Below are 24,316 nucleotides of genomic sequence, written 5' to 3'. Positions count from 1 at the left end.
AGAAAGCAGACGAAATGTCTCACCTGCTCGACTCCGTCGACGCCGCGTCGCTGCGCAGCGACATCCCGGCCTTCCGCCCGGGTGACACCGTCAACGTCCACGTGCGCGTCATCGAGGGCAACCGCTCCCGTGTGCAGCAGTTCAAGGGCGTTGTGATCCGTCGCCAGGGCTCCGGTGTCCGCGAGACCTTCACGGTCCGCAAGGTCTCGTTCTCCGTCGGCGTCGAGCGCACCTTCCCGGTGCACACCCCGATCGTCGAGAAGATCGAGCTGGTCACCCGTGGTGACGTGCGCCGCGCCAAGCTGTACTACCTCCGTGACCTGCGCGGCAAGGCCGCGAAGATCAAGGAGAAGCGCGAGAGCTGAGCGCTTTCCCGGAGTCACAGCGGAGCCGGATAGCATCTGGCTCCGATGGACACCGAAGCACAGCCGACGGAACGCGACCGCTCCTCCCACCCCGGTACTCCGGGGCCGGAGGGCCGGTCGCGTTTCGCGTTGGTGTCGCGGGTCGCCGAGTGGCTGCCCGGCGGCAGGATCACCCTCACGCTCTTCCTCTGCCTGGCGTTCCTGCTGGTCCTGAACGCGTTCGTGGCGCAGCCGTTCCAGATTCCGAGTGGATCGATGGAGCAGGGATTGAGGATCGGCGACCGCGTTCTCGTAAACAAGTTGGCGTACCGTTTCGGTGCCCAGCCGCACCGCGGCGACGTGATCGTGTTCGACGGCACCGGGTATTTCGGGGACGCGGACTACATCAAGCGCGTGGCCGGTGTGGCGGGAGACCATGTGGTCTGCTGCGACAAGAAGGGGAGGATCGAGGTGAACGGCCGACCGGTCGACGAGACGGCGTTCCTCTATCCCGGGGACAGCGCCTCCAGCGTGCCCTTCGACGTCGCCGTGCCCCCGGGCCGCCTCTTCGTCCTCGGCGACCACCGCAGCGACTCCAGCGACTCCCGCGACCACCTCGGCTCGCCCGGCGGCGGCATGATCCCCGTCGGGGACGTCATCGGCCGGGCCGACTGGATCGTATGGCCGTACCGCCACTGGACGCGTCTGACCCGGCCGTCCGCCTACGCGCGCGTGCCCGCCGCCCCGACGGGAGGCGCCCATGGGTAACCGCGGCAAACCGCGCGGGGTGCCCAGCACGCCCGCCGACAACCTGCTGCCCACCGGGGTACGCCGCACCTCCGCGCCCGGCGGTGGCCGCACGCGCGCGGAGCGCCGGCAGCTGCAGCGCAAGGTCAAGCGCAAGCGCAGACGGTCGGCCGTCCGGGAGATCCCCCTCCTGGTCGGTGTCGCCGTCCTCATCGCGCTCGTCCTGAAGACGTTCCTCGTGCAGGCGTTCGTGATCCCGTCCGGGTCCATGGAGGACACGATCCGGATCGGCGACCGGGTCCTGGTCGACAAGTTCACCCCGTGGTTCGGCTCCGAGCCGCGGCGCGGGGACGTCGTGGTGTTCCACGACCCGGGCGGCTGGCTCCAGGACGAGCAGACCGCCAAGAAGCACGACCCCGTCGTCGTCAAGCAGTTCAAGGAGGGCCTCACCTTCATCGGCCTGCTCCCCTCCGACAACGAGAAGGACCTGATCAAACGGGTCATCGGGGTCGGCGGCGACCACGTCAAGTGCTGCGACGCCCAGGGCCGCGTCACCGTCAACGGCGTCCCGCTCACCGAGGGCGACTACCTCTATCCCGGGGACGTGCCCTCCACCATGCCCTTCGACATCACCGTCCCCAAGGGCCGGCTGTGGGTGATGGGCGACCACCGCGGCAACTCCGCGGACTCCCGCTCCCACCAGGACACGGCCTACGGCGGCACCGTCTCGCTGGACTCCGTGGTCGGCCGGGCCATGGTCATCGGCTGGCCGGTCGGTCACTGGACGCGTCTGGAAGAACCTAAAACCTTCGCAAGCGTCACCGACTCGGCGTCGGGTACGACCGCTGGTCCCCAGGCGTCGCATAGGGTTGCTTCCGAGAATCCGAACGGAATGACCCAGCTCCCGACCCCTGCGGAACTCCCGCTCGTTATGGGAGTGGTGGGCCTGCGCCGGGTGCGGCGCGGGCGGCGGCACAGAGTGAGGAGTTGGCGTGGGGGATGTGGCGGTTGGCGCACGGTCGGGACACGACGGCGAGGAGCACCGCGGGCACCCTGTGGAACCGGACGTTCCCGTACCGGGCAGCGCCATGAGCTCCGGGAATGACGCGCCGGCGGGCGACGAGGGCACGCCGGAGGGCGAACCGGAGCCGCGCGGTGACGGCGCGGGCGCGGGAGCGTCGGCCGTGCGGCCGAGGCAGTCGCGCTCCTTCTGGAAGGAGCTGCCGATCCTGGTCGGCATCGCGCTGGTCCTGGCGCTGCTGATCAAGACGTTCCTGGTGCAGGCGTTCTCGATTCCGTCCGACTCGATGCAGAACACCCTCCAGCAGGGCGACCGGGTGCTGGTCGACAAGCTCACGCCGTGGTTCGGCTCCAAGCCCGAGCGCGGTGAGGTCGTCGTCTTCCACGACCCGGACAACTGGCTGGCGGGCGAGCCGACGCCGACGCCGAACCCGGTGCAGAAGGTCCTCAGCTGGATCGGCCTGATGCCGTCGGCGGAGGAGAAGGACCTGATCAAGCGCGTGATCGGGGTCGGCGGCGACACGGTCGAGTGCAAGGGCAGTGGCCCGCTGAAGGTCAACGGCAAGGCGCTGAACGAGCCGTACGTCTACCCCGGCAACACGCCGTGCAGCGTGGACGACCAGGGCGGCCAGTTCAAGGTGAAGGTGCCGAAGGGCTTCATCTGGGTGATGGGCGACCACCGCCAGAACTCCCGTGACTCCCGGTACAACCAGTCCGACAAGAACCACGGCATGGTCCCCGTCGACAAGGTCGTCGGCCGCGCGATCGTGAAGGCCTGGCCGATCAACCGCTGGGGCACCCTGCCGGTCCCGGACACCTTCGACCAGCCCGGCCTGAACGAGCAGTCCTCCGCCGCCGCGTCCCTGACGGCGGCTCCCGAGGGCATCGCCGTCGCGGCGGTCCTGCCGGCGGTGCTGTGGCGGCGCAGGCGAGCTGACGGCCAGGAGTCCGGGACGGCGGAGCTCCGGCCCGCGGAGTCCGGGAAGCGGTAAGCGGCCGCCCCGGCCGGGCGGGAGGGGCTGCCCCTGCTCGGTACCGCCGGGTAGGGTGCGCTTCCATGGGTGGCGAGAGCATGACGCGTACGGCCCCTCGGGGCGGCGGCACCGGCACGGCACGGGCCGGCGGCGGCAGCCGGCTCGGGCAGCGGCTGTCCGGACTGGCCGTGGCGCTGGGTCTGGTGCTGTTCCTCGGCGGCTTCGTCTGGGGAGCGCTGGTCTACCGGCCGTACACCGTGCCCACCAGCTCGATGACCCCCACCATCGACGCCGGCGACCGGGTGCTGGCCCAGCGCGTCGACGGTGACGAGGTGCGGCGCGGTGACGTGGTCGTCTTCGAGGACAAGACCTGGGTCAGCAACGCCAAGGTGGTCAAGCGCGTGGTCGCCGTGGGCGGGGACACCGTCTCCTGCTGCACGAACGGCAAGCTGACCGTCAACGGCAAGCAGATCGACGAGCCGTACCTGCCCGAGGGCAGCCTCGCCGAGATCAAGAACTTCGCCACGGTGACCGTCCCGGAGGGCCGGCTGTTCCTCCTCGGCGACGAGCGCCAGGGTTCCCTGGACTCCACCGCCCACCTCACCGACGCCGCCCAGGGCACCGTGGCCCGTGGCGCCGTGTCCGCCCGTGTGGAAGCCGTGGTCTGGCCCTGGAAGGGCACGCTCAAGCGCCCCACCGGCTTCGAGACGCTCGGCGCCCTCTCCCGGCCCGGCCCGCTGCGCACGATCGAGCTGCTGATCGCGGCCGGCGCCGTCCTGGTCCTCGGCGGCGGCGCCTACGGCCCGATCGCCGGCCGCGTGAGCCGCTCCCGCGCCCGCACGGCTTCCGCGGAGACGGCCGGTGTGCGCTGAGGCCACGCGGCCGGCGGGGGAGTCGTACGAGGGCGAAGGCGGGACCGGCGTGCGGAAGGTGGCCCGGGTCGTCCTCCTCGACCCCGAGGACCGCATCCTGCTCCTGCACGGCCACGAACCGGACGACCCGGCCGACGACTGGTGGTTCACGCCCGGTGGCGGCCTGGAGGGCGCCGAGACGCGCGAGGAGGCCGCGCTGCGGGAACTCGCGGAGGAGACCGGCATCACCGACGTCGCCCTCGGGCCCGTGCTCTGGCGGCGGCGGTGCTCGTTCCCGTTCGCGGGCCGCCGCTGGGACCAGGACGAGTGGTACTACCTGGCCCGTACGACCCAGACGGCCACCGTGGCGACGGGGCTGACGGAGCTGGAACGGCGCAGCGTCGCCGGAGCGCGCTGGTGGACGTGTCAGGAACTGACCCGGGCACATGAGACGGTGTATCCGACCAGACTCGCCGAGCTGCTGCGCACGCTGCTCGTCGAAGGTCCCCCCGCCCGGCCCGTGACCCTCGACACGGAAATCGTCTGAGGGTGCGCGGGACTGGCGCACAATGGGGGGATCGCACGGCTGAAGGGGAACATGCCATGAGCGCCGAGGACCTCGAGAAGTACGAGACCGAGATGGAGCTGAAGCTCTACCGGGAGTACCGAGATGTCGTCGGTCTGTTCAAATACGTGATCGAGACCGAGCGACGGTTCTATCTCACCAACGACTACGAGATGCAGGTGCACTCGGTACAGGGCGAAGTCTTCTTCGAGGTCACCATGGCTGATGCCTGGGTCTGGGACATGTACCGGCCGGCTCGCTTCGTGAAGCAGGTCCGGGTGTTGACGTTCAAGGACGTGAACATCGAGGAGCTGAACAAGAGCGATCTGGAGCTGCCGGGCGGGTGACCGGGCGGCCGGCGCGGACGGGTGACGGAGTTGTCCACAACCGCTGAGTAGTCCACCAAGATCAACACCGCTGGGCCGGATGCGTGACCGTTGGCGCCGGAGGTGGTGCCGACATGAGCAAGGCACGCAACGGACTCGGCAAGTACGGCGAGGACCTGGCCGCCCGGCGGCTGACGGAACAGGGAATGACGATCCTGGAGCGCAACTGGCGCTCCGGCAGGTCCGGCGAGATCGACATCGTGGCCAGGGACGGCGACGCCCTGGTCCTCTGCGAGGTGAAGACCCGCAGGGGCGGCGGCTACGAACACCCGATGGCCGCGGTGACCCCCGCGAAGGCCGCCCGGCTGCGTGCCCTCGCCGAGCACTGGCTCCAGGCCCACGGAGGAGCCCCGCCGGGTGGCGTCCGCATCGATCTCGTCGGCGTCCTGCTGCCCCGCCGGGGCGCCCCGTTCGTCGAGCACGCGCGGGGGGTGGCCTGAATGGCGTTCGCCCGTACGTGCTCGGTCGCCCTGGTCGGCGTCGAGGGCGTGGTCGTCGAGGTCCAGGCCGACCTCGAACCCGGAGTCGCGGCCTTCACCCTGGTCGGCCTCCCGGACAAGAGCCTGACGGAGAGCCGGGACCGGGTGCGGGCGGCGGTGGTGAACTCGGGCGGCGAATGGCCGCAGAAGAAGCTCACCGTCGGACTCAGCCCGGCCTCCGTCCCGAAGGCCGGATCGGGCTTCGACCTGGCCGTCGCCTGCGCGGTGCTCGGTGCCGCCGAACGGATCGATCCCCGGGTCCTCGCCGACATCGTCATGATCGGAGAGCTGGGCCTGGACGGCCGGGTGCGCCCGGTCCGCGGCATCCTGCCGGCCGTCCTCGCGGCGGCCGACGCCGGGTACGAGCAGGTGGTCGTACCCGAGTGCGCCGCCGCCGAGGCCTCGCTGGTCCCCGGCGTGTCCGTGCTGGGCGTCCGCAGTCTGCGGCAGCTCGTCGCGGTCCTGACCGAGGAGCCCGTCCCCGACGAGACACCGGACGAGCAGGGACGGCCCGACCCTCTCCTGGCAGGACTGCGCGTACCGGGCGCGGGCGCCGCCACCGGCATGCACGGCATCGGGGCCACCCACCAGGACCAGGAGCACGACCTGGCCGATGTCGTCGGGCAGATCTCCGCCCGCACGGCCGTGGAGGTGGCCGCGGCCGGCGGACACCACCTCTTCCTGGAGGGACCGCCCGGCGCGGGCAAGACCATGCTCGCGGAGCGCCTGCCCGCCGTGCTCCCCCGCCTCGCAAGGGAGGAGTCGCTGGAGGTCACGGCCGTGCACTCGGTCGCCGGGCTGCTGCCGCCGGGCAAGCCGCTCATCGACGTCGCCCCCTACTGCGCCCCGCACCACTCGGCGACGATGCAGTCACTCGTCGGCGGCGGACCGGGCATCGCCCGGCCGGGCGCCGTGTCCCTCGCCCACCGCGGCGTGCTGTTCCTGGACGAGGCGCCCGAGTTCCACAGCCAGACCCTGGACGCCCTGCGGCAGCCGCTGGAGTCGGGGCACGTCGTCATCGCGCGGAGCGCGGGCGTGGTCCGGTTCCCGGCGCGGTTCCTGATGGTCCTGGCGGCCAACCCCTGTCCCTGCGGACGCTTCTCACTGCGCGACTCGCTGTGCGAGTGCCCGCCGTCGGCGATCCGCCGCTACCAGTCCCGGCTGTCCGGTCCGCTGCTGGACCGGGTGGATCTGCGCGTCGAGGTCGACCCGGTCACCCGGGCCCAGCTGACCGAGCCCGGCGCCCGCGGAGAGTCCACGGCGACCGTGGCCGACCGGGTGCGGCAGGCCCGGCAGCGGACGGCGGCCCGCCTGGCCGGCACCCCGTGGCGCACCAACAGCGAGGTGCCGGGCCGCGAACTGCGCAGCCGGTACCACGCCGCCCCCGGGGCCATGGACGACGCCGAACGCGGCCTGGAGCGGGGTGTGCTCACCGCCCGTGGGATCGACCGTGTCCTGCGCGTCGCCTGGACGGTCGCCGACCTCGTCGGACACGACCGCCCCGACGCCGCCGACGTCGCCCTGGCCCTGCAACTGCGCACCGGTGTCCCCCGCGGGGTACCGGTGGCCATCGGGGCGCTGGCATGACCGGAGAGCGGGACCCCGGTGCCGAACTGCTCGGGCGGGTGTTCCTCGGGCGGGTCGTGGAGGCGGGGGACGAGGTCGGCGGGCGGTGGGTGCGGGAGTTCGGGGTGGGGGAGGTGGTACGGCGGCTGCGGTGCGGCAAGGACGCGTTGCCGGGCGTCAGCGGGAACCGGTGGGAGGGGCTCGTCGCACGGGCCCGGCGGGCCGAGCCGGAGCGGGACCTCGAGGCGGCCCGGGCGGCCGGGGCGCGGTTCGTCTGCCCGGGGGACGCCGAGTGGCCCCGCCAGCTCGACGACCTCGGGGACGCGCGGCCCCTCGGGCTGTGGGTGCGCGGCCGGCCGAACCTGCGGATGTGGGCGCTGCGGTCCGTGGCCGTGGTCGGCGCCCGGGCCTGCACCGAGTACGGCACCCACGCCGCCGCCACCCTGTCCTCCGGTCTCGCCGAGCGCGGCTGGGTCGTCGTCTCGGGCGGCGCGTACGGCATCGACGGCGCCGCCCACCGCGGCGCCCTCGCCACCCACGGCGCCACCGTCGCCGTCCTGGCCTGCGGTGTCGACCAGGCCTATCCCCGCGGCCACGCCGCGCTGATCGCCCGTATCGCGGAGCGGGGGCTGGTGGTGGGGGAACTGCCGCCGGGCGATCATCCGACCCCCAGCCGGTTCATCCTGCGCAACCGCGTCATCGCCGCACTGACCCGGGGCACCGTCGTCGTGGAGGCGGCCTGCCGCAGCGGCTCGCTGGCCACCGCGCGGGCCGCCCAGCGCCTCGGCCGGTTCACCATGGGCGTCCCCGGCCCGGTCACCAGCTCCCTCTCCGCCGGCGTGCACGAACTGCTGCGCGCGGAGGCCACCCTGGTCACCGATGCCGCGGAGGTGATCGAACTCGTGGGTGACATGGGTGAGCTCGCACCGGCCCGGCGTGGTCCCGTACTCCCGCGTGACCTGCTGCAGCCCGCCGCCCGGACCGTGCTCGCCGCGCTCCCCGGCGACCGCGCGGCCCCGGCCGACGAGATCGCGCTCGGCGCGCGCACCACGCGGGACGACGCGATCGCGAGACTGTACGAACTCCGAGCACTTGGTTACGTCGAACGACACGGCGACGGCTGGAAGTTGACACGCCAGGCGGTGATCTCGGTCCGGAACGGTCACCGTCCGTGCTGACCGCCCGTGTTCGGCCGTCCGGGGGAACCCCCGACGCCCTTGGCGTTTCCCGGAGTTGGCGCCTTCGGCCGGTCACACAGAGCGAGCCCCGGCAGGGGGTCACCCGACCGGCGCGAGCGCCCCGCGCACGGGTGGCGCAGCCCTGTTCGCACACCGCGACTCCTCAGTCACGCTACGCTCACGAAGGCGGTGGCGCAGATCGCGCCAACCCCACATCAGACCGTCAGCTCACCCATGCAGCCCCACTTCACCCCAGGAAACCCACCCACACCCACTCCACGGCACTTCACAGCACTTCACGGCAGAACGGCACAAGGCGACGAATGCCCCAGCACACCTCCGGGTCCGACCGGGCGGCGATCCCCCCAGCCGCCCGCGACGGTGGCAGCGTGCGACCGCCCGCTCCCTCGACACTCGACGAGCTGTGGCGGTCGTACAAGGCGACGGGGGACGACCGGCTGCGGGAGCAGCTGATCCTGCACTACTCGCCGCTGGTCAAGTACGTGGCCGGCCGGGTCAGCGTCGGGCTGCCGCCCAATGTGGAGCAGGCGGACTTCGTCTCCTCGGGTGTGTTCGGGCTGATCGACGCGATCGAGAAGTTCGACATCGACCGGGAGATCAAGTTCGAGACGTACGCGATCACCCGGATCCGCGGCGCCATGATCGACGAGCTGCGGGCGCTGGACTGGATCCCCCGCTCGGTCCGGCAGAAGGCGCGCAACGTCGAACGTGCCTACGCCACCCTGGAGGCGCGGCTGCGCCGGACGCCGTCGGAGGGGGAGGTGGCCGCCGAGCTGGGCATGGAGGTCGACGAACTGCACGCCGTTTTCAGCCAGTTGTCGCTGGCCAACGTCGTCGCCCTGGAGGAGCTGCTGCACGTCGGCGGCGAGGGCGGGGACCGGCTCAGCCTGATGGACACGCTGGAGGACACCGCCGCCGACAACCCGGTGGAGGTGGCCGAGGACCGCGAACTGCGGCGGTTCCTGGCGCGGGCGATCAACACGCTGCCCGAGCGCGAGAAGACCGTCGTCACCCTGTACTACTACGAGGGGCTCACCCTCGCCGAGATCGGCAACGTGCTCGGGGTCACCGAGAGCCGGGTCAGCCAGATCCACACCAAGTCGGTGCTCCAGCTCCGGGCCAAGCTGGCGAGCTTCGGGCGCTGACTCCTCCCTTCCGGCAGGGCGTGTCCGTACAGTGGTCGACGTGCCAAGGATTCGAGCGGCCTCCGTGGCCGAACACCGGTCGATGCAGCGAGCCGCCCTGCTGGACGCGGCTCGGTCCCTGCTGTCCGAGGGCGGGACGGAGGCGCTGACCTTTCCCGCGCTGGCCGAGCGGACGGGGCTGGCGCGGTCCTCCGTGTACGAGTACTTCCGCTCCCGGGCCGCCGTGGTCGAGGAGCTGTGCGAGGCCGACTTCCCGGTGTGGGCGGCGGAGGTCGCGGCGGCGATGGAGCGGGCCGGGACGGCCGAGGGCAAGGTCGAGGCGTATGTGCGGCAGCAGCTGGCGCTGGTGGGGGACCGGCGGCACCGGGCGGTGGTCGCCATCTCCGCGAGCGAGCTGGACGCCGGGGCCCGGGAGAAGATCCGGGCGGCCCACGGGGGCCTGGTCGCGATGATCGTCGAGGCGCTTCGGGAACTGGGACACGAGCAGCCCCGGCTGGCGGCGATGCTGTTGCAGGGGGTCGTGGACGCGGCGGTCCGGCGCATCGAGCTGGGCGCGGCCGAGGATCCCACGGTGGTGACGAACGCGGCCGTGGCCATGGCGCTGGGAGGAGTGAAGGGCTGACCCCGCCGACGCCGGCCGGGGGAGCGCCCCGAAGGGGGCGCGGTCAACCGCGCGAACGACCACGACGGACCCGCGCCCGACTCACGACCGCAGCGTCCTTCCCCCCACCCGCCCCGCAGGCGGGGCGCAGCCGGCTCCGCAGCCACGGGTTGACCCGTCCCGCCGGGACACGACCGGCAGCAACCTCGACGGCCCCCCGCGCAGCAGCCACGGCGGCAGTACGGACAGCGGGTCCACGTACGCGTCACCCCGCAGCAGACCCCAGTGCACGCACGTCCGTGTCCCGCAGTGGGACCCCGTCGGCTCCACCACCCCGACCACCGCCCCCGCCCCCACCTCCTCCCCCTTGCGGACCGACGCCCGCACCGGCTCGTACGTCGTCCGCAGATCCGTCCCCCGCAGTTCCACCGAGACCACACCCCGCCCCGCCACCCGGCCCGCGAACAGCACCCGGCCCGGTGCGATCGCCCGTACGGGCGCCCCGGCCGGCGCTCCCAGATCCACCCCCCGGTGCCCGGGGCCGTACACCGTCACCGGTGGTTCCCAGCCACGCAGGACCGGCGGGCGGACACCGACCGGCCAGGCCCGGGCCACGGGCGGCACGGGCACCGCCGGAGGGGCCGGCGGAACCCCGGGAGGCGTGTCCGCCCAGGCCAGGGGCGTGAGCAAGGCCGCCGCCAGCCCCAGGACCAGTACCGGCCACACCAGCGCGCATCGCATCGTTCGTCGCATGCCGACACCGTCCCGCACACCCGCCGGCCGAGGCCCGGCCCTGTGGACCACTCGCCGCTTGTGGACAGCGGCGTCACCCGGTACCCCGTCGGTCCCGTACACTTCTTCTGGCGATCCGGGTCACCGGGTCGACTTCGCACGCCCGGGTACGGCAGCCGGCAACGGTTCGTACCAAGCGCCCCTCGGTCCTTCGCGGCACGGCGCATCGCGGGCGTCAGGCGCCTCCGCCGTCCGGTGGAAGCGGCACAACCGAGAACACCAAGGAGAAACGGCCATGGCCGTCGTCACGATGCGGGAGCTGCTGGAGAGCGGCGTCCACTTCGGTCACCAGACCCGTCGCTGGAACCCGAAGATGAAGCGCTTCATCTTCACCGAGCGCAACGGCATCTACATCATCGACCTGCTCCAGTCGCTGTCGTACATCGACCGCGCCTACGAGTTCGTCAAGGAGACCGTCGCCCACGGCGGCACGGTCATGTTCGTCGGCACGAAGAAGCAGGCGCAGGAGGCCATCGCCGAGCAGGCCACCCGCGTCGGCATGCCCTACGTCAACCAGCGCTGGCTGGGCGGCATGCTCACCAACTTCTCGACCGTCTACAAGCGTCTGCAGCGCCTCAAGGAGCTCGAGCAGATCGACTTCGAGGACGTCGCCGCGTCCGGTCTGACCAAGAAGGAGCTTCTCGTGCTCTCGCGCGAGAAGGCCAAGCTGGAGAAGACCCTCGGCGGTATCCGCGAGATGCAGAAGGTGCCCAGCGCCGTCTGGATCGTGGACACCAAGAAGGAGCACATCGCCGTTGGTGAGGCCCGGAAGCTGAACATCCCGGTCGTCGCGATCCTCGACACCAACTGCGACCCCGACGAGGTCGACTACAAGATCCCGGGCAACGACGACGCGATCCGCTCCGTCACCCTGCTCACCCGCGTGATCGCCGACGCCGTCGCCGAGGGCCTCATCAGCCGCTCGCGCGTCGCCACCGGCGACAAGGGCGAGAAGGCCGCGGGCGAGCCGCTCGCCGAGTGGGAGCGTGACCTGCTCGAGGGTGAGAAGAAGGACGAGGCTCCGGCCGCCGAGGCCGAGAAGCCGGCCGAGGCCGCTGCCGAGGCCCCGGCCGCCGAGGCTCCGGCCGCCGAGGCCCCGGCTGCCGAGGCCGAGCAGGCCTGACGCCATCCGTCAGCGTTCGACGGCGGGGGCGGGACATGACTCCGCCCCCGCTGTTCACCCGTAGGTCGGCACGACGTACGCGGTCCGCGACTACATGTGGGTCGCGACCGTGCGGATCTAAACCAGACTTCGAGAAAGACTCACAGACTCATGGCGAACTACACCGCCGCCGACGTCAAGAAGCTCCGTGAGCTGACCGGCGCCGGCATGATGGACTGCAAGAAGGCGCTGGACGAGGCCGAGGGCAACGTCGAGAAGGCCGTCGAGGCGCTGCGCATCAAGGGCCAGAAGGGCGTCGCCAAGCGCGAGGGCCGCTCCGCCGAGAACGGCGCCGTGGTCTCCATCATCGCCGACGACAACTCCTCCGGTGTCCTGGTCGAGCTGAAGTGCGAGACGGACTTCGTCGCCAAGGGCGAGAAGTTCCAGGCCGTGGCCAACGCCATCGCCGAGCACGTCGCCAAGACGAACCCGGCCGACCTCCAGGCCCTGCTGGCCTCCGAGATCGAGCCCGGCAAGACCGTCCAGGCGTACGTCGACGAGGCCAACGCCAACCTCGGCGAGAAGATCGTCCTGGACCGCTTCGCGCAGTTCTCCGACGGCTACGTCACCGCCTACATGCACCGCACCATGCCCGACCTGCCCCCGCAGATCGGTGTCCTGGTCGAGCTCGACAAGCCGAACGCCGAGGTCGCCAAGGGCGTCGCCCAGCACATCGCCGCCTTCGCGCCGAAGTACCTCTCCAAGGAGGACGTGCCGGCCGACGTCGTCGAGTCCGAGCGCCGCATCGCCGAGGAGACCACCCGCGCCGAGGGCAAGCCCGAGGCCGCGATCGGCAAGATCGTCGAGGGTCGTCTCAACGGCTTCTTCAAGGACGCCACGCTGCTCGGCCAGCCGTACGCGCTCGACAACAAGAAGTCGGTCCAGAAGGTGCTGGACGAGGCCGGTGTCACCCTGAAGCGCTTCTCGCGCATCAAGGTCGGCATCTGAGTCCGTACCGCGATCGACGCGCGACCCCCGGAGAAATCCACGAGGAAATCCCGATAGGGTCGACCGCAGTCGTCCGCGCACACCGCCACACCCCGGCGTGGGGCGGACGGCAGCAGATCTGACGAGGAGGCCATTGCCGCGCATGGGAGCGAAAAGCAACCCCATCGGCAATGGCCTTCTTCGTATGTGCAACACGTGAAAGAGTTGGGATCCCCATGACCACCAAGGCCCAGAAGAGCGACGACGGCAAAGTACGCGGCCGGTTTCTGCTGAAGCTGTCCGGAGAGGCCTTCTCCGGTGGCGGGGGACTGGGCGTCGACCCGGACGTGGTGCACAAGATCGCACGTGAGATCGCGGCCGTCGTGCGTGACGGCGCCCAGATCGCGGTCGTCATCGGCGGCGGCAACTTCTTCCGCGGCGCCGAACTCCAGCAGCGCGGCATGGACCGTGCCCGCTCCGACTACATGGGCATGCTCGGCACCGTGATGAACTGCCTCGCCCTCCAGGACTTCCTGGAGAAGGAGGGCATCCAGTCCCGCGTGCAGACCGCCATCACGATGGGCCAGGTCGCCGAGCCGTACATCCCGCTGCGCGCCGTGCGCCACCTGGAGAAGGGGCGCGTGGTCATCTTCGGCGCCGGTATGGGCATGCCCTACTTCTCCACCGACACCACCGCCGCCCAGCGCGCCCTGGAGATCGACGCCGAGGCGCTGCTCATGGGCAAGAACGGCGTGGACGGGGTCTACGACTCCGACCCCAAGACCAACCCCGACGCCGTCAAGTTCGACGCCCTCGGCTACGGCGAGGTCATCACCCGCGACCTGAAGGTCGCCGACGCCACCGCCATCACGCTGTGCCGCGACAACAAGCTCCCGATCCTCGTCTTCGAGCTTCTCGCGGAGGGCAATATCGCCCGCGCCGTCAAGGGTGAGAAGATCGGCACGCTGGTGGGTGACCAGGACAGCCGGGACTGACCTGGACCAACCCGGCCGGTGATGTGCGGCCCTGTGAGGGGGCCGGACCCCGGCTGGGGGATGGACAATGTCCTGCCGGTCGGGAACCGTGCAGGAAGAAGACGCGACGCAGCCGGCCGCCGACCGACTTCAGGAACCGCAGCCGGGCCTTACTCAAGACACGCAGGAGCAAGTGGTGATCGAAGAGACCCTCCTCGAAGCCGAGGAGAAGATGGAGAAGGCCGTCGTGGTCGCCAAGGAGGACTTCGCCGCGATCCGCACCGGCCGTGCGCACCCGGCGATGTTCAACAAGATCGTGGCCGACTACTACGGTGCCCCGACGCCGATCAACCAGCTGGCCTCGTTCTCCGTGCCGGAGCCGCGTATGGCGGTCGTGACCCCGTTCGACAAGAGCGCGCTGCGCAACATCGAGCAGGCCATCCGCGACTCCGACCTGGGCGTCAACCCCAGCAACGACGGCAACATCATCCGAGTGGTGTTCCCCGAGCTGACCGAGGAGCGCCGCCGCGAGTACATCAAGGTCGCCAAGGGCAAGGGCGAGGACGCCAAGGTCTCGATCCGCTCGGTGCGCCGCAAGGCCAAGGACGCCATCGACAAGCTGATCAAGGACGGCGAGGTCGGCGAGGACGAGGGCCGTCGTGCGGAGAAGGAGCTCGACGACACCACGGCGAAGTACGTCGCCCAGGTGGACGAGCTCCTCAAGCACAAGGAAGCGGAGCTGCTCGAAGTCTGATGAGCGACTCTTCCTGGGGGGCGCCGCCATCGGCGGGCCAGGCCGGGTACTGGGGACCCACCGCAGGTGGGCCCGCCCAGCCTGTCCCGGGGGCCGGCCCGGCGGGTCCCGCATACGATGCGCCTGAGGCGCAGCAGACCCGCCCCATGCCCGTTGTGCCCGACGCCCCCGCGTACGGCGGAGGAGACCAGGACGACGACCGGGGGGCCGCTCGGCTGAGCGGCCCCTTGTTCCGAGACGAGACGTATCAGGCCCGGGAACTCCCGGCCGAGACCCAGAACCCGGAGCCCATGCCCGACGTCCCGCAGCCGGCGCCAGCGCCGCAGAAGAAGAGCGCGGGCCGTGACCTGAGCGCGGCCATAGGCGTCGGCGTCGGGCTCGGTGTGGTGATCATCGCGTCCCTGTTCATCGTCAAGGCCGTGTTCGTCGGCGTGGTCGCTGTCGCCGTCGTCGTCGGACTGTGGGAGCTGACCAGCAGGCTGCAGGAGCGCAAGGGCATCAAGGCGCCACTGGTGCCGCTCGCGGTCGGCGGCGCGGCGATGGTCGTCGCCGGGTATGTGCGGGGGGCCGAGGGCGCGTGGGTCGCCATGGCGCTGACCGCGCTGGCCGCGCTGGTCTGGCGGATGACGGAGCCGCCGGAGAACTACCTCAGGGACGTCACGGCCGGTCTCTTCGCCGCGTTCTACGTGCCGTTCCTGGCCACGTTCGTCGCGATGATGCTCACCGCCGACGACGGTCCCTGGCGGGTGCTCACGTTCCTGCTGCTGACGGTCGTGAGCGACACCGGCGCCTACGCGGTCGGGTGGCGCTTCGGCAAGCACAAGCTCGCGCCGCGCATCAGCCCCGGCAAGACCCGTGAGGGGCTGCTGGGCGCGGTGCTGTTCGCGATGGTCGCCGGCGCGCTGTGCATGCAGTTCCTCATCGACGGCGGCAGCTGGTGGCAGGGCCTGCTGCTGGGCCTCGCGGTCGCGGCCAGCGCCACGCTGGGCGACCTCGGCGAATCCATGATCAAGCGGGACCTGGGCATCAAGGACATGGGCACCCTGCTCCCCGGGCACGGCGGCATCATGGACCGCCTCGACTCGCTGCTGCCCACGGCCCCGGTGGTGTGGCTGCTGATGGTGATCTTCGTCGGCTCCGCGTGAGCGGGGGCGCCGGCGGTAGCGGTACGTCTTCCTCGGCCCCCGTCCTGGAACAGGGCGGGGGCTGTTGCCGTACCCGGACCTCTCGGTGGCCCCGGGAGCGATGACGGCGGTCCGCGGCCGGGGTCGTGCCGGGGTCCCTCCCCTCGCGGCACCCGGATGCCGCATCACGAATCGGCGGCCGGCGCGGGCGCGCGGCAGACTCCTGCAGAGGACGGCCGTTCCACCGCCGCCCGGCGACGCAGCAGGGAGTGAGCCGATGCCCCTCGACCCGACGCCCACCCCGTACGACCCGGCGTCCGCTCCGGCCGACGCCGCCCGTACGCCTGCCGTGCCCGCCGCCTCAACCGCTACCGAGTCCGCTGGCCCTGCCTCTGCGGGCCTCTCGTCAGCCCCAGCCGGCCGGGCCGCCGCCCGTACACCCGCGGGCCCGGCCCCCGCCTCCGCTGTCCCCGGCCCCGCCCCTGACCTCATGGCCGGCACACCACCCCCGCCCGTCCGGTACTGGCCCGTCGAGGATCTGCCCGCGCTGGTCCCCGATCCCTTCCTGGACGTGTTGCTGCGCGAGGAACCGGTCGCGCGGATCAGGCTGCCGTACGGCGAGGGGTGCGCCTGGCTGGTCACGCGGTACGAGGACGTCCGGTTCGTCACCTCGGACCCGCGCTTCTCCCGGGCAGGGGTCGTCGGCCGAGCCGTCACCACCATGCGCCCGGTGCCGGTGGCCTCGCAGACGGCGGGCCTGCAGTACATCGATCCGCCCCGGCACGCCCGGCTGCGCCGGGTCGTCGCCCGCGCGTTCACCGGGCGGAGCATGCGGCGGCTGCGACCGCTCGCGGAGCGCAGGGCCGCCGGCCTGCTGGAGGGGATGGAACGCGCCGGAGCCCCGGCCGACCTCGTGGAACATCTGCACGGTCCCTTCCCGATCGCCGTGCTCCGCGACTTCCTCGGCGTCGAGGAGAAGGACTGGCACCGCTGGGCCGCGACCGGCGAGGCCCTGCTGTCCGCGGGAGCCGATGCGCAGGAGCGGGCCAGAGAGGCGGCCCTGATCACCCGGGCCCGGGTCACCGAACTGCTCCGCAGCCGCCGAGAGGACCCCCGAGACGATCTGGCAGGGGTGCTGGCACGGGCCGCCGAGGCCGGCGAGATCACCGACGACGAGGCGACGTCCCTGGCCATCGCCGTCCAGGTCAGCGGGGGCCACGCGGTCCGCAACAACAGCGCGTCGATGATGTACGCGCTGCTCACCCACCCAGGGCACCTGGACCGGCTGCGCCGGGAGCCGGAGCTGCTGCCCCGGGCCGTGGAGGAACTGTTCCGCTACGTCCCGCACCGCAACGGCGTCGGCATCCCACGGGTCGCCACCGAGGACGTGGAGGTCGGCGGGCGGCTGATACGGGCCGGTGACGTCGTCTACAACGCCTACCTGGCCGCCAACCGCGATCCCGAGGTCTTCCCCGACCCGGACGCCCTGGACTTCGACCGCGACAACCTCGCCCATGTGGCCTTCGGGCACGGCCCGCACCACTGCCTGGCCGCCGTCATGGCCCGCATGGAGGCCGAGGTCATGATCGGCGCCGTACTGACCCGCTTCCCCGGCATCCGCCTGGCCGTGCCGCCCGGGGAAGTCGGGTTCCAGACGCGGGGTCTGATCCGCGGGCCGAGGACCCTGCCCGTGACGTGGTGACACCTCGCATGGCAAGGTACGCAGGAACACAGGGGGGAAACATGATCTTTCCACTGCTCGGCATCCTGGCCCTCGCCGTCGGCGGCTGCGTCTGCGTGGTGTGGGCGGAGCGCGGCGGCCCGCGCTGGGTCCGGATCGTGGCGGCCCTCACACGCGGCGCGGGCGAACTGCTGAGCAGCGCCCAGAAGAGCCGGAGACGAGGCCTAAGCGGCAACACCGACGGCGACTGACGACGACCGCGCCACGGACCCGCCGGGCCCTTGGTCCCGATCCGCGACGGTGACAGCCCCAGGTCACCCGTTTGGATCTGCGACACTGGATGCACCATGCCCAAGCCCGGAGAACTCACTTTCGTCGCGCCGCGCGGAGCCAAGAAGCCGCCGCGGCATCTCGCCGACCTCACGCCCGCCGAGCGCAAGGACGCCGTGGCCGGGATCGGTGAGAAGCCGTTCCGTGCCAAGCAGCTCTCGCAGCACTACTTCGCGCGGTACGCGCACGACCCGGAGCAGTGGACCGACATCCCCGCCGGTTCCCGCGCCAAGCTCCAGGAAGCGCTGTTCCCTGAGCTGATGACCGTCGTCCGGCACCTGTCCACCGACCAGGGGACCACGCGCAAGACGCTGTGGCGGCTGTTCGACGGGACGCTGGTCGAGTCCGTGCTGATGCGGTACCCGGACCGGGTCACCATGTGCATCAGCTCGCAGGCCGGGTGCGGCATGAACTGCCCGTTCTGCGCGACCGGACAGGCCGGGCTGGACCGGAACCTGTCCACCGCGGAGATCGTCCACCAGATCGTGGACGGCATGCGGGCGCTGCGGGACGGTGAGGTGCCCGGCGGCCCCGCGCGGCTGTCCAACATCGTCTTCATGGGGATGGGCGAGCCCCTCGCCAACTACAAGCGGGTCGTCGGCGCCATCCGGGCGCTCACCGATCCCGCCCCGGACGGGCTCGGCCTCTCGCAGCGCGGGATCACCGTCTCCACCGTCGGGCTCGTGCCGGCCATCCACCGGTTCGCCGACGAGGGCCTGAAGTGCCGGCTCGCGATCTCCCTGCACGCCCCGGACGACGAGCTGCGCGACACCCTCGTCCCCGTGAACACGCGGTGGAAGGTGCGCGAGGTGCTGGACGCCGGGTTCGAGTACACCGAGAAGTCCGGGCGCCGGCTGTCCATCGAGTACGCGCTCATCCGCGACATCAACGACCAGGCGTGGCGGGGCGACCGGCTCGGACGGCTGCTGAAGGGCAGGCCCGTGCACGTCAACCTCATCCCGCTGAACCCGACGCCGGGGTCGAAGTGGACCGCGTCGCGGCCGGAGGACGAGAAGGCGTTCGTGGAGGCCATCGCCGCGCACGGCGTGCCCGTCACCGTCCGGGACACCCGCGGGCAGGAGATCGACGGGGCCTGCGGTCAGCTCGCGGCCACCGAGCGGTAATCTGACCCGGTCCACATATCTTCATATTCCGACAGGGGAGCGCCACAGCGCTGAGAGTGCGGCACCGGGCCGCAGACCCTCTGAACCTCGCCCAGGTCATTCTGGGTAGGAAGTTCGGTCATCACTCAAGCTGTTGCGCCCTGCCCGGGTCTCCCCAGCGGAGCCCGGGCAGGGCCGCGCCTCTTCCTGGTCAACCCCAGGAGGACATCCAGTGCACAACAAGACCTTCGTGGCCGTGGCGGTCGGGCTCGGCCTGATCGGCCTGTCCGCGTGCGGTTCCGGCAAGAGCGAACCGGCCGCCGATTCCAAGACCGTGACGCTGGTCAGCCACGACTCGTGGGCCGTCTCCAAGAACGTGCTGAAGGACTTCGAGAAGCAGTCCGGGTACAAGGTCAGGGTCCTCAAGGACGGCGACGCCGGGCAGGCCGTCAACAAGGCCGTGCTGACCAAGGACAACCCGCAGGGCGACGTCTTCTTCGGCGTCGACAACACGCTGCTCTCCCGAGCCCTGGACAACGGGCTGTTCCAGCCGTACCGGGCCAAGGGCTACGACACGGTCCGGCCCGAGTTCCGCGTCGACCAGGACAAACACCGCGTCACGCCCGTCGACACCGGCGACATCTGCGTCAACTACGACAAGGCCTGGTTCAGCGCGCACAAGCTGACCCCGCCGCAGTCCTTCGCCGACCTCGCCGAGCCCGCGTACAAGAACCTCCTCGTCACCGAGAACGCGGCGACCTCCTCGCCGGGCCTCGGTTTCCTGCTCGGCAGCGCCGCGCGGTTCGGGGACGACGGCTGGCAGGACTACTGGAAGAAGCTCAAGGCCAACGGCGTCAAGGTCGTCGACGGCTGGGAGCAGGCCTACTACCAGGAGTTCTCCGGTTCCTCCGAGGGGAAGAAGGCGGGCGGCGACCGGCCGCTGGTGGTGTCGTACGCCTCCTCCCCGCCCGCCGAGGTGATCTACGCCAAGAAGAGGCCCGCCACCGCCCCGACCGGGGTGTCGTACGGCACCTGCTTCCGGCAGACCGAGTACGCCGGGCTGCTGAGCCACGCGAAGAACACCAAGGGCGGCAAGGCGTTCCTCGACTTCCTGCTGACCAAGGAGTTCCAGCAGGACATGCCGCTGAACATGTTCGTCTACCCGGTCGTGGAGGGGGCGGCCGTCCCCGCCGACTTCACGAAGTACGGGCCGGCCGCCAAGGACCCCGCCACCGTGGCGCCGGACAGGATCGCCGCCAACCGCGACCAGTGGGTCAAGTCGTGGACGTCACTCGTACTGAAGTGACCGCCCGCGTCAGGGACAGGCGCGGGAGCGCGGCGCGGCTCGGCCTCATGGCCCTGCCCGTCGCGTTCTTCGCGTTGTTCTTCGCCTGGCCCGTGGCCGCGATCGTCGCGCGCGGGCTGGAGACGGACGGCGCCTGGCACCTCGGCCGGATCGCGGACGTCGTCACCCGGCCGGACATCCGGCACGTGCTGTGGTTCACCACCTGGCAGGCACTCGCCTCCACCGCGCTCACCCTGCTGCTCGCACTGCCCGCCGGCTACGTCTTCGCCCGCCTCGACTTCCCGGGCAAGCAGCTGCTGCGGGCCGTCGTCACCGTCCCGTTCGTGCTGCCGACCGTCGTCGCGGGCAGCGCCTTCCTGGCGCTGCTCGGCCGGGGCGGGCTGCTGGACGAGCTGTGGGGGATACGGCTGGACACCACGGTGTGGGCGATCCTGCTGGCCCACGTCTTCTTCAACTTCGCGGTCGTCGTCCGTACCGTGGGCGGCCTGTGGGCGCAGCTCGACCCCCGGCAGGAGGAGGCCGCCCGGATGCTGGGCGCCTCCCCGCTGACGGCCTGGCGCAAGGTCACCCTGCCCGCGCTCGCGCCCGCCGTGGCCGCCGCCGCCCTGATGGTGTTCCTGTTCACCTTCACCTCCTTCGGTGTGGTGCAGATCCTCGGCGGCCCCACCTTCTCCACCCTCGAAGTGGAGATCTACCGGCAGACCTCCGAGGTCTTCGACCTGTCCACGGCCGCCGTCCTCACCCTGGTCCAGTTCGCGGCGGTCGGCGCGGTCCTCGCCGTGCACGCCTGGACGGTACGGCGCCGGGAGACGGCGCTGCGGCTCGTGGACCCGACGGTGACGGCCCGGCGCCCGCGCGGCGCCGGACAGTGGGCCCTGCTCGCCTCGGTCCTCGCCGTCGTCGCGCTGCTGCTGGTCCTGCCGCTCGCCGTCCTCGTCCGCCGCTCCCTGGACGCGCCCGGTCTCGGCTACTACCGGGCGCTGATGCGCGCGGACGGCGGTACGTTCCTGGTGGCGCCCGTGCACGCGGTGTGGACCTCGTTGCAGTACGCGGTCGCGGCCACCGCCATCGCCGTGGTGATCGGGGCTCTCGCCGCCGCCGCGCTGGCCCGGCGGGACGCGGGACGGCTGGTGCGGGGCTTCGACGCCCTGCTCATGCTGCCGCTCGGCGTCTCCGCCGTGACCGTCGGCTTCGGCTTCCTGATCGCCCTCGACAGGCCGCCGCTGGACCTGCGCCAGTCCTGGATCCTGGTGCCGCTCGCCCAGGCGCTGGTCGGCGCCCCCTTCGTCGTACGGACCATGGTGCCCGTGCTGCGCGCGGTGGACGTCCGGCTCAGGGAGGCGGCGGCCGTGCTCGGCGCCTCGCCCTGGCGGGTGTGGCGGGAGGTGGATCTGCCGCTGGTGGGGCGGGCGCTGCTGGTCGCGTCCGGGTTCGCGTTCGCCGTGTCGCTGGGCGAGTTCGGGGCGACCGTGTTCATCGCCCGGCCCGACAACCCGACGCTCCCGGTCGCGGTGGCCCGGCTGCTCAGCCGTCCCGGCGAACTCAACTACGGCCAGGCGATGGCTCTTTCGACGATTCTGATGGTGGTGTGCGCCGCCGCGCTGCTCATTCTGGAGCGGCTGCGGACCGACCGGACGGGGGAGTTCTAGATGCTGTTGAGCCTGGATGCCGCGACCGTGCGCTTCGGCGGGCGGGCCGTGCTCGACGCCGTCGCCCTCGATGTCGCCGAACACGAGGTGGTGTGCGTCCTCGGCCCCAGCGGCAGCGGCAAGTCCACCCTGCTGCGGGCCGTGGCCGGGCTCCAGCCGCTGTCCGGCGGCCGTGTCCTGCTCGGGGGACGGGACCAGGCGGGCGTACCCGCGCACCGCCGGGGCGTCGGACTGATGTTCCAGGACCACCAGTTGTTCCCGCAGCGGGACGTCGGCGCGAACGTGGCGTTCGGTCTGCGCATGCACGGCGTCGCCAAGGGCGAACGGGACGCCGAGGTGGGCCGGTTGCTGGAGCTGGTCGGGCTGCCCGGCGCCGCCCGGCGGGCGGTGGCCTCGCTGTCCGGCGGCGAGCAGCAGCGCGTGGCCCTCGCCCGGGCGCTGGCGCCCCGGCCCCGGCTGCTGATGCTGGACGAGCCGCTGGGCCAGCTGGACCGTTCGCTGCGGGAGCGGCTGGTGGTCGAACTGCGGGAGCTGTTCGGCCGGTTGGGGACGACCGTGCTCGCCGTGACCCACGACCAGGCAGAGGCGTTCGCGCTGGCCGACCGGGTGGTGGTGATGCGGGACGGGCGGATCGCCCAGTCCGGGACGCCGCTCGAGGTGTGGCAGCGGCCCGCCGACGCGTTCGTGGCCCGCTTCCTCGGCTTCGAGAACGTGGTCCCGGCGACCGTCGCCGGCACGGCCGCCGACAGCCCGTGGGGCAAGCTGCCGGTCCCCGACGGGTCCGCGCAGGGCCACCGCACGGTCCTCGTCCGCCCGGCCGGCGTCCGGCTCGGGCCCGCCGACCAGGGCCTGGTGTGCACGGTGACCGCCCGCACCTTCAAGGGCACCCATGTGGCCGTCCGCCTCCAGCCGGCGGACGGCCCCCGGCTGGAGGCGGCCTGCCCGCTCCGGGACGCGCCGGAGCCCGGCGCGTCGGTCGGCGTGGAGTTCGACGTGGCCGAGACGGTCGTGCTCGACTGATCGACGCACCTTGGGGTGAGGCCATGCCTCCGCTCACGCGTGACCGTCACTGTGACGAGATCGCCCAGCGGGTCGGGCAGTCGAGAGCCGTGGTGACCTCGGGCGCCGACCTGTCCGCCACCGTGCCGACCTGTCCCGACTGGTCGCTGGAAGACCTCGTACCCATACGGGGGAGCGCCCTGCGCTGGGTGGACGCCCTGGTGCGCACCCGGGCGCGGGACAACATCCCGTCGGAACAGGGGCCGCTGGGCGCCGGTCCGCAGGAGCGCGGGGACGCGGTGGCCCGGGACCGGTGGCTCGCCGACACCGGCGAGCTGGTCGTCGGCGCGCTGCGCGAGGCCGGCCCCGACACCGGGGTGTGGGCGGGGTCCGGGGCGCCGAACACCGGTTTCCGGTCCCGCCGCATGGCCTGCGAGATCACCGTGCGCCGGGCCGACGCCACGCTCGCCGCCGGGCTGCCCTGCCAAGTGGCGCCGGACATCGCGGCGGACGCGCTGGACGAGTGGCTCCCGCTCGTGGAGTGGGTGCAGGGCGACACGCCCCACGAGGCGGCGCGGTATCCGCGCGGCCCGCGGTGCTCGATCCGTCCGCACGCCAGCGACACCGACCCGGCCCTGAACGCCGAGTGGATCGTCGAGCTGGGCGAGGAGGGGAGGGGCCGGCGGCGGGGGCACGAGAAGGCGACGGCCGCCCTGCGCGGCCCGCTCACCGAGGTGCCGCTCGTCTCTACCGCCGGCTGCCGCCGGACACACCGGGGCTGGAGGTGCCCGGCGACCGCGAGGTGCTGGAGTTCTGGCTGGAGCGGACCTCGTTCGGCTGACGCGGACCGGCCCGTCCCCCGGGTGCGGGGGACGGGCCGGGACGTGGCGCGGAGGTGCGGTCAGCCGTTGCGGCTCGCCCCGCGGCGGCGCATGCCGAACCAGACGGCGCCACCGCCGGCGACGACCAGGAGCGCCGCGACGCCGGCTATCAGACCGGTGTTGGAGTTCGCACCGGTCTCGGCGAGGTTGGACTCGCCGGCGGCCGGGGACGGCGCGTTCTCGGAGGTGCCCGCCGGGGCGGAGCTCGACCCGGAGGCCGACGGGGCCGGGGTCGCCGGCTGGGCCGGGGCGGACTTGCTCGGCGACGACGACGGCGACGACGAGGGCGACGGGGTCGCGCTGTCCGTGGGCTTCGGGTTCTCGCTCTCGGTCTTGCAGGCGGTGGACGGGGTCACCAGGTCCGGCTGGATGTCCTCGTCGACGATGTTCCCGGCCTTGACGTGGATCCGGTAGGTGGCGCTCGGCTTCCAGTCCTCGGAGAAGGTGATCCGGGTGCCCTCCTTGGACCCCTTCACCGGCTGCTCGCCGACCTTCGTCTCGACGCCGCCGACACCCTTGAGGAAGACGCTGACGGTGGCGTCCTTGGCGGACGCGTCCGTGTCGGTGACGGCGATGACGCCCTTGTCACCGTCGCACCCGGCCTCGGCGGAGAAGTCCTTGATGTTGCACGCGAGGGCGGAGCCGGCCAGTCCGAGCACCAGCGCCGCCGACCCGGAGGCGACAGCCAGAACGTGTGCGGAACGGCGTACGCCGCGGAGAGTCATGGACAACGTTTGTCCTTTACAGAGTGCAATTG

The 24,316-nt window shown here is 71.9% G+C and carries 26 protein-coding genes and 1 riboswitch; of the genes, 23 read left to right on the top strand and 3 right to left on the bottom strand.

Annotation, left to right across the window (positions count from 1 at the left end):
- Nucleotides 1–14 precede the first annotated feature (14 nt).
- The 12 genes from rplS to AB0946_RS25885 all read left to right on the top strand — a co-directional run bounded on the left by rplS (nucleotide 15) and on the right by AB0946_RS25885 (nucleotide 9,898).
- Complete coding sequence (rplS, locus tag AB0946_RS25940) at nucleotides 15–365, top strand: 50S ribosomal protein L19 (RefSeq protein ID WP_055704359.1); 351 nt, start codon at nucleotides 15–17, stop codon at nucleotides 363–365.
- A 45-nt stretch (nucleotides 366–410) separates the two neighbouring features.
- On the top strand, nucleotides 411–1,112 hold the full coding sequence (gene lepB, locus AB0946_RS25935; RefSeq protein WP_366763056.1) for a signal peptidase I: 702 nt from the start codon (nucleotides 411–413) through the stop codon (nucleotides 1,110–1,112).
- Entirely contained in the window at nucleotides 1,105–2,196 is a 1,092-nt protein-coding gene (gene lepB, locus AB0946_RS25930) for a signal peptidase I (protein ID WP_366763055.1), read from the top strand. The genes lepB (AB0946_RS25935) and lepB (AB0946_RS25930) overlap by 8 nt, the downstream gene beginning before the upstream one ends.
- Nucleotides 2,084–3,103: a signal peptidase I gene (gene lepB / locus AB0946_RS25925; RefSeq protein WP_366763054.1), complete on the top strand. Its 1,020-nt coding sequence runs from the start codon at nucleotides 2,084–2,086 to the stop codon at nucleotides 3,101–3,103. Before lepB (AB0946_RS25930) ends, lepB (AB0946_RS25925) begins: the two co-directional genes overlap by 113 nt.
- Nucleotides 3,104–3,168: 65 nt before the next feature.
- On the top strand, nucleotides 3,169–3,957 hold the full coding sequence (gene lepB, locus AB0946_RS25920; RefSeq protein WP_366763053.1) for a signal peptidase I: 789 nt from the start codon (nucleotides 3,169–3,171) through the stop codon (nucleotides 3,955–3,957).
- On the top strand, nucleotides 3,947–4,483 hold the full coding sequence (locus AB0946_RS25915; protein WP_366763052.1) for an NUDIX hydrolase: 537 nt from the start codon (nucleotides 3,947–3,949) through the stop codon (nucleotides 4,481–4,483). The genes lepB (AB0946_RS25920) and AB0946_RS25915 overlap by 11 nt, the downstream gene beginning before the upstream one ends.
- A 56-nt stretch (nucleotides 4,484–4,539) precedes the next feature.
- Entirely contained in the window at nucleotides 4,540–4,848 is a 309-nt protein-coding gene (locus tag AB0946_RS25910) for a DUF2469 domain-containing protein (protein ID WP_014675276.1), read from the top strand.
- Nucleotides 4,849–4,931: 83 nt separating this feature from the next.
- Complete coding sequence (locus tag AB0946_RS25905) at nucleotides 4,932–5,327, top strand: YraN family protein (RefSeq protein WP_366763051.1); 396 nt, start codon at nucleotides 4,932–4,934, stop codon at nucleotides 5,325–5,327.
- Nucleotides 5,328–6,953, top strand: coding sequence for a YifB family Mg chelatase-like AAA ATPase (locus AB0946_RS25900; protein ID WP_366763050.1), 1,626 nt, complete (start codon nucleotides 5,328–5,330; stop codon nucleotides 6,951–6,953).
- A complete protein-coding gene (gene dprA / locus AB0946_RS25895; protein ID WP_366763049.1) occupies nucleotides 6,950–8,110 on the top strand; it encodes a DNA-processing protein DprA in 1,161 nt (386 codons plus the stop codon). Before AB0946_RS25900 ends, dprA begins: the two co-directional genes overlap by 4 nt.
- Before the next feature lie 323 nt (nucleotides 8,111–8,433).
- Nucleotides 8,434–9,276 (top strand): RNA polymerase sigma factor WhiG, encoded by an 843-nt coding sequence (whiG, locus tag AB0946_RS25890; RefSeq protein ID WP_366763048.1) that lies wholly within the window; start codon nucleotides 8,434–8,436, stop codon nucleotides 9,274–9,276.
- A 64-nt stretch (nucleotides 9,277–9,340) separates the two neighbouring features.
- Nucleotides 9,341–9,898 carry a helix-turn-helix domain-containing protein gene (locus AB0946_RS25885; RefSeq protein WP_366763115.1) on the top strand — a complete coding sequence of 186 codons (558 nt, stop codon included), beginning with the start codon at nucleotides 9,341–9,343 and terminating at the stop codon, nucleotides 9,896–9,898.
- Nucleotides 9,899–9,979: 81 nt separating this feature from the next.
- Here AB0946_RS25885 and AB0946_RS25880 read toward each other — a convergent pair whose 3' ends face one another.
- Complete coding sequence (locus AB0946_RS25880) at nucleotides 9,980–10,630, bottom strand: M23 family metallopeptidase (protein WP_366763047.1); 651 nt, start codon at nucleotides 10,628–10,630, stop codon at nucleotides 9,980–9,982.
- A gap of 274 nt (nucleotides 10,631–10,904) precedes the next feature.
- Here AB0946_RS25880 and rpsB point away from each other — a divergent pair, with 274 nt between their 5' ends.
- The 11 genes from rpsB (at nucleotide 10,905) to AB0946_RS25825 (ending at nucleotide 22,699) form a co-directional block, all read left to right on the top strand.
- The gene (gene rpsB / locus AB0946_RS25875) at nucleotides 10,905–11,792 is read left to right on the top strand and encodes a 30S ribosomal protein S2 (RefSeq protein ID WP_366763046.1); all 888 of its coding nucleotides are present in this window, start codon (nucleotides 10,905–10,907) and stop codon (nucleotides 11,790–11,792) included.
- A gap of 150 nt (nucleotides 11,793–11,942) precedes the next feature.
- Nucleotides 11,943–12,779, top strand: a complete 837-nt coding sequence (gene tsf / locus AB0946_RS25870) for a translation elongation factor Ts (RefSeq protein WP_103811156.1) — start codon at nucleotides 11,943–11,945, stop codon at nucleotides 12,777–12,779.
- Between the two features lie 215 nt (nucleotides 12,780–12,994).
- Nucleotides 12,995–13,753 carry a UMP kinase gene (gene pyrH / locus AB0946_RS25865; protein WP_171152412.1) on the top strand — a complete coding sequence of 253 codons (759 nt, stop codon included), beginning with the start codon at nucleotides 12,995–12,997 and terminating at the stop codon, nucleotides 13,751–13,753.
- A gap of 175 nt (nucleotides 13,754–13,928) precedes the next feature.
- A complete protein-coding gene (frr, locus tag AB0946_RS25860) occupies nucleotides 13,929–14,486 on the top strand; it encodes a ribosome recycling factor (RefSeq protein ID WP_014675285.1) in 558 nt (185 codons plus the stop codon).
- Nucleotides 14,486–15,631, top strand: coding sequence for a phosphatidate cytidylyltransferase (locus AB0946_RS25855; protein ID WP_366763045.1), 1,146 nt, complete (start codon nucleotides 14,486–14,488; stop codon nucleotides 15,629–15,631). The genes frr and AB0946_RS25855 overlap by 1 nt, the downstream gene beginning before the upstream one ends.
- 469 nt (nucleotides 15,632–16,100) lie before the next feature.
- Nucleotides 16,101–17,312, top strand: a complete 1,212-nt coding sequence (locus AB0946_RS25850; RefSeq protein ID WP_366763044.1) for a cytochrome P450 — start codon at nucleotides 16,101–16,103, stop codon at nucleotides 17,310–17,312.
- A 41-nt stretch (nucleotides 17,313–17,353) separates the two neighbouring features.
- Nucleotides 17,354–17,542: a hypothetical protein gene (locus tag AB0946_RS25845; protein WP_366763043.1), complete on the top strand. Its 189-nt coding sequence runs from the start codon at nucleotides 17,354–17,356 to the stop codon at nucleotides 17,540–17,542.
- 96 nt (nucleotides 17,543–17,638) lie between these two features.
- Entirely contained in the window at nucleotides 17,639–18,745 is a 1,107-nt protein-coding gene (rlmN, locus tag AB0946_RS25840; RefSeq protein WP_366763042.1) for a 23S rRNA (adenine(2503)-C(2))-methyltransferase RlmN, read from the top strand.
- A 23-nt stretch (nucleotides 18,746–18,768) separates the two neighbouring features.
- A riboswitch (TPP riboswitch) is annotated at nucleotides 18,769–18,875 on the top strand.
- A gap of 81 nt (nucleotides 18,876–18,956) precedes the next feature.
- Nucleotides 18,957–20,030: a thiamine ABC transporter substrate-binding protein gene (locus AB0946_RS25835; RefSeq protein WP_366763041.1), complete on the top strand. Its 1,074-nt coding sequence runs from the start codon at nucleotides 18,957–18,959 to the stop codon at nucleotides 20,028–20,030.
- Nucleotides 20,031–20,077: 47 nt separating this feature from the next.
- On the top strand, nucleotides 20,078–21,679 hold the full coding sequence (locus AB0946_RS25830; RefSeq protein ID WP_366763040.1) for an iron ABC transporter permease: 1,602 nt from the start codon (nucleotides 20,078–20,080) through the stop codon (nucleotides 21,677–21,679).
- Complete coding sequence (locus tag AB0946_RS25825) at nucleotides 21,680–22,699, top strand: ABC transporter ATP-binding protein (RefSeq protein ID WP_366763039.1); 1,020 nt, start codon at nucleotides 21,680–21,682, stop codon at nucleotides 22,697–22,699.
- Nucleotides 22,700–22,745: 46 nt separating this feature from the next.
- Here the strand turns inward: AB0946_RS25825 and AB0946_RS25820 are convergent, their stop codons facing one another.
- On the bottom strand, nucleotides 22,746–23,180 hold the full coding sequence (locus tag AB0946_RS25820; RefSeq protein WP_366763038.1) for a hypothetical protein: 435 nt from the start codon (nucleotides 23,178–23,180) through the stop codon (nucleotides 22,746–22,748).
- A 399-nt stretch (nucleotides 23,181–23,579) separates the two neighbouring features.
- On the bottom strand, nucleotides 23,580–24,284 hold the full coding sequence (locus tag AB0946_RS25815; protein WP_366763037.1) for an LAETG motif-containing sortase-dependent surface protein: 705 nt from the start codon (nucleotides 24,282–24,284) through the stop codon (nucleotides 23,580–23,582).
- Nucleotides 24,285–24,316 lie beyond the last annotated feature (32 nt).

Source organism: Streptomyces sp. NPDC046870 (assembly GCF_040704595.1).
Taxonomy (GTDB): domain Bacteria; phylum Actinomycetota; class Actinomycetes; order Streptomycetales; family Streptomycetaceae; genus Streptomyces; species Streptomyces argyrophylli.
Note: the sequence above shows the minus strand (reverse complement) of the source record. Positions and strands in the feature narration are given on the sequence as shown.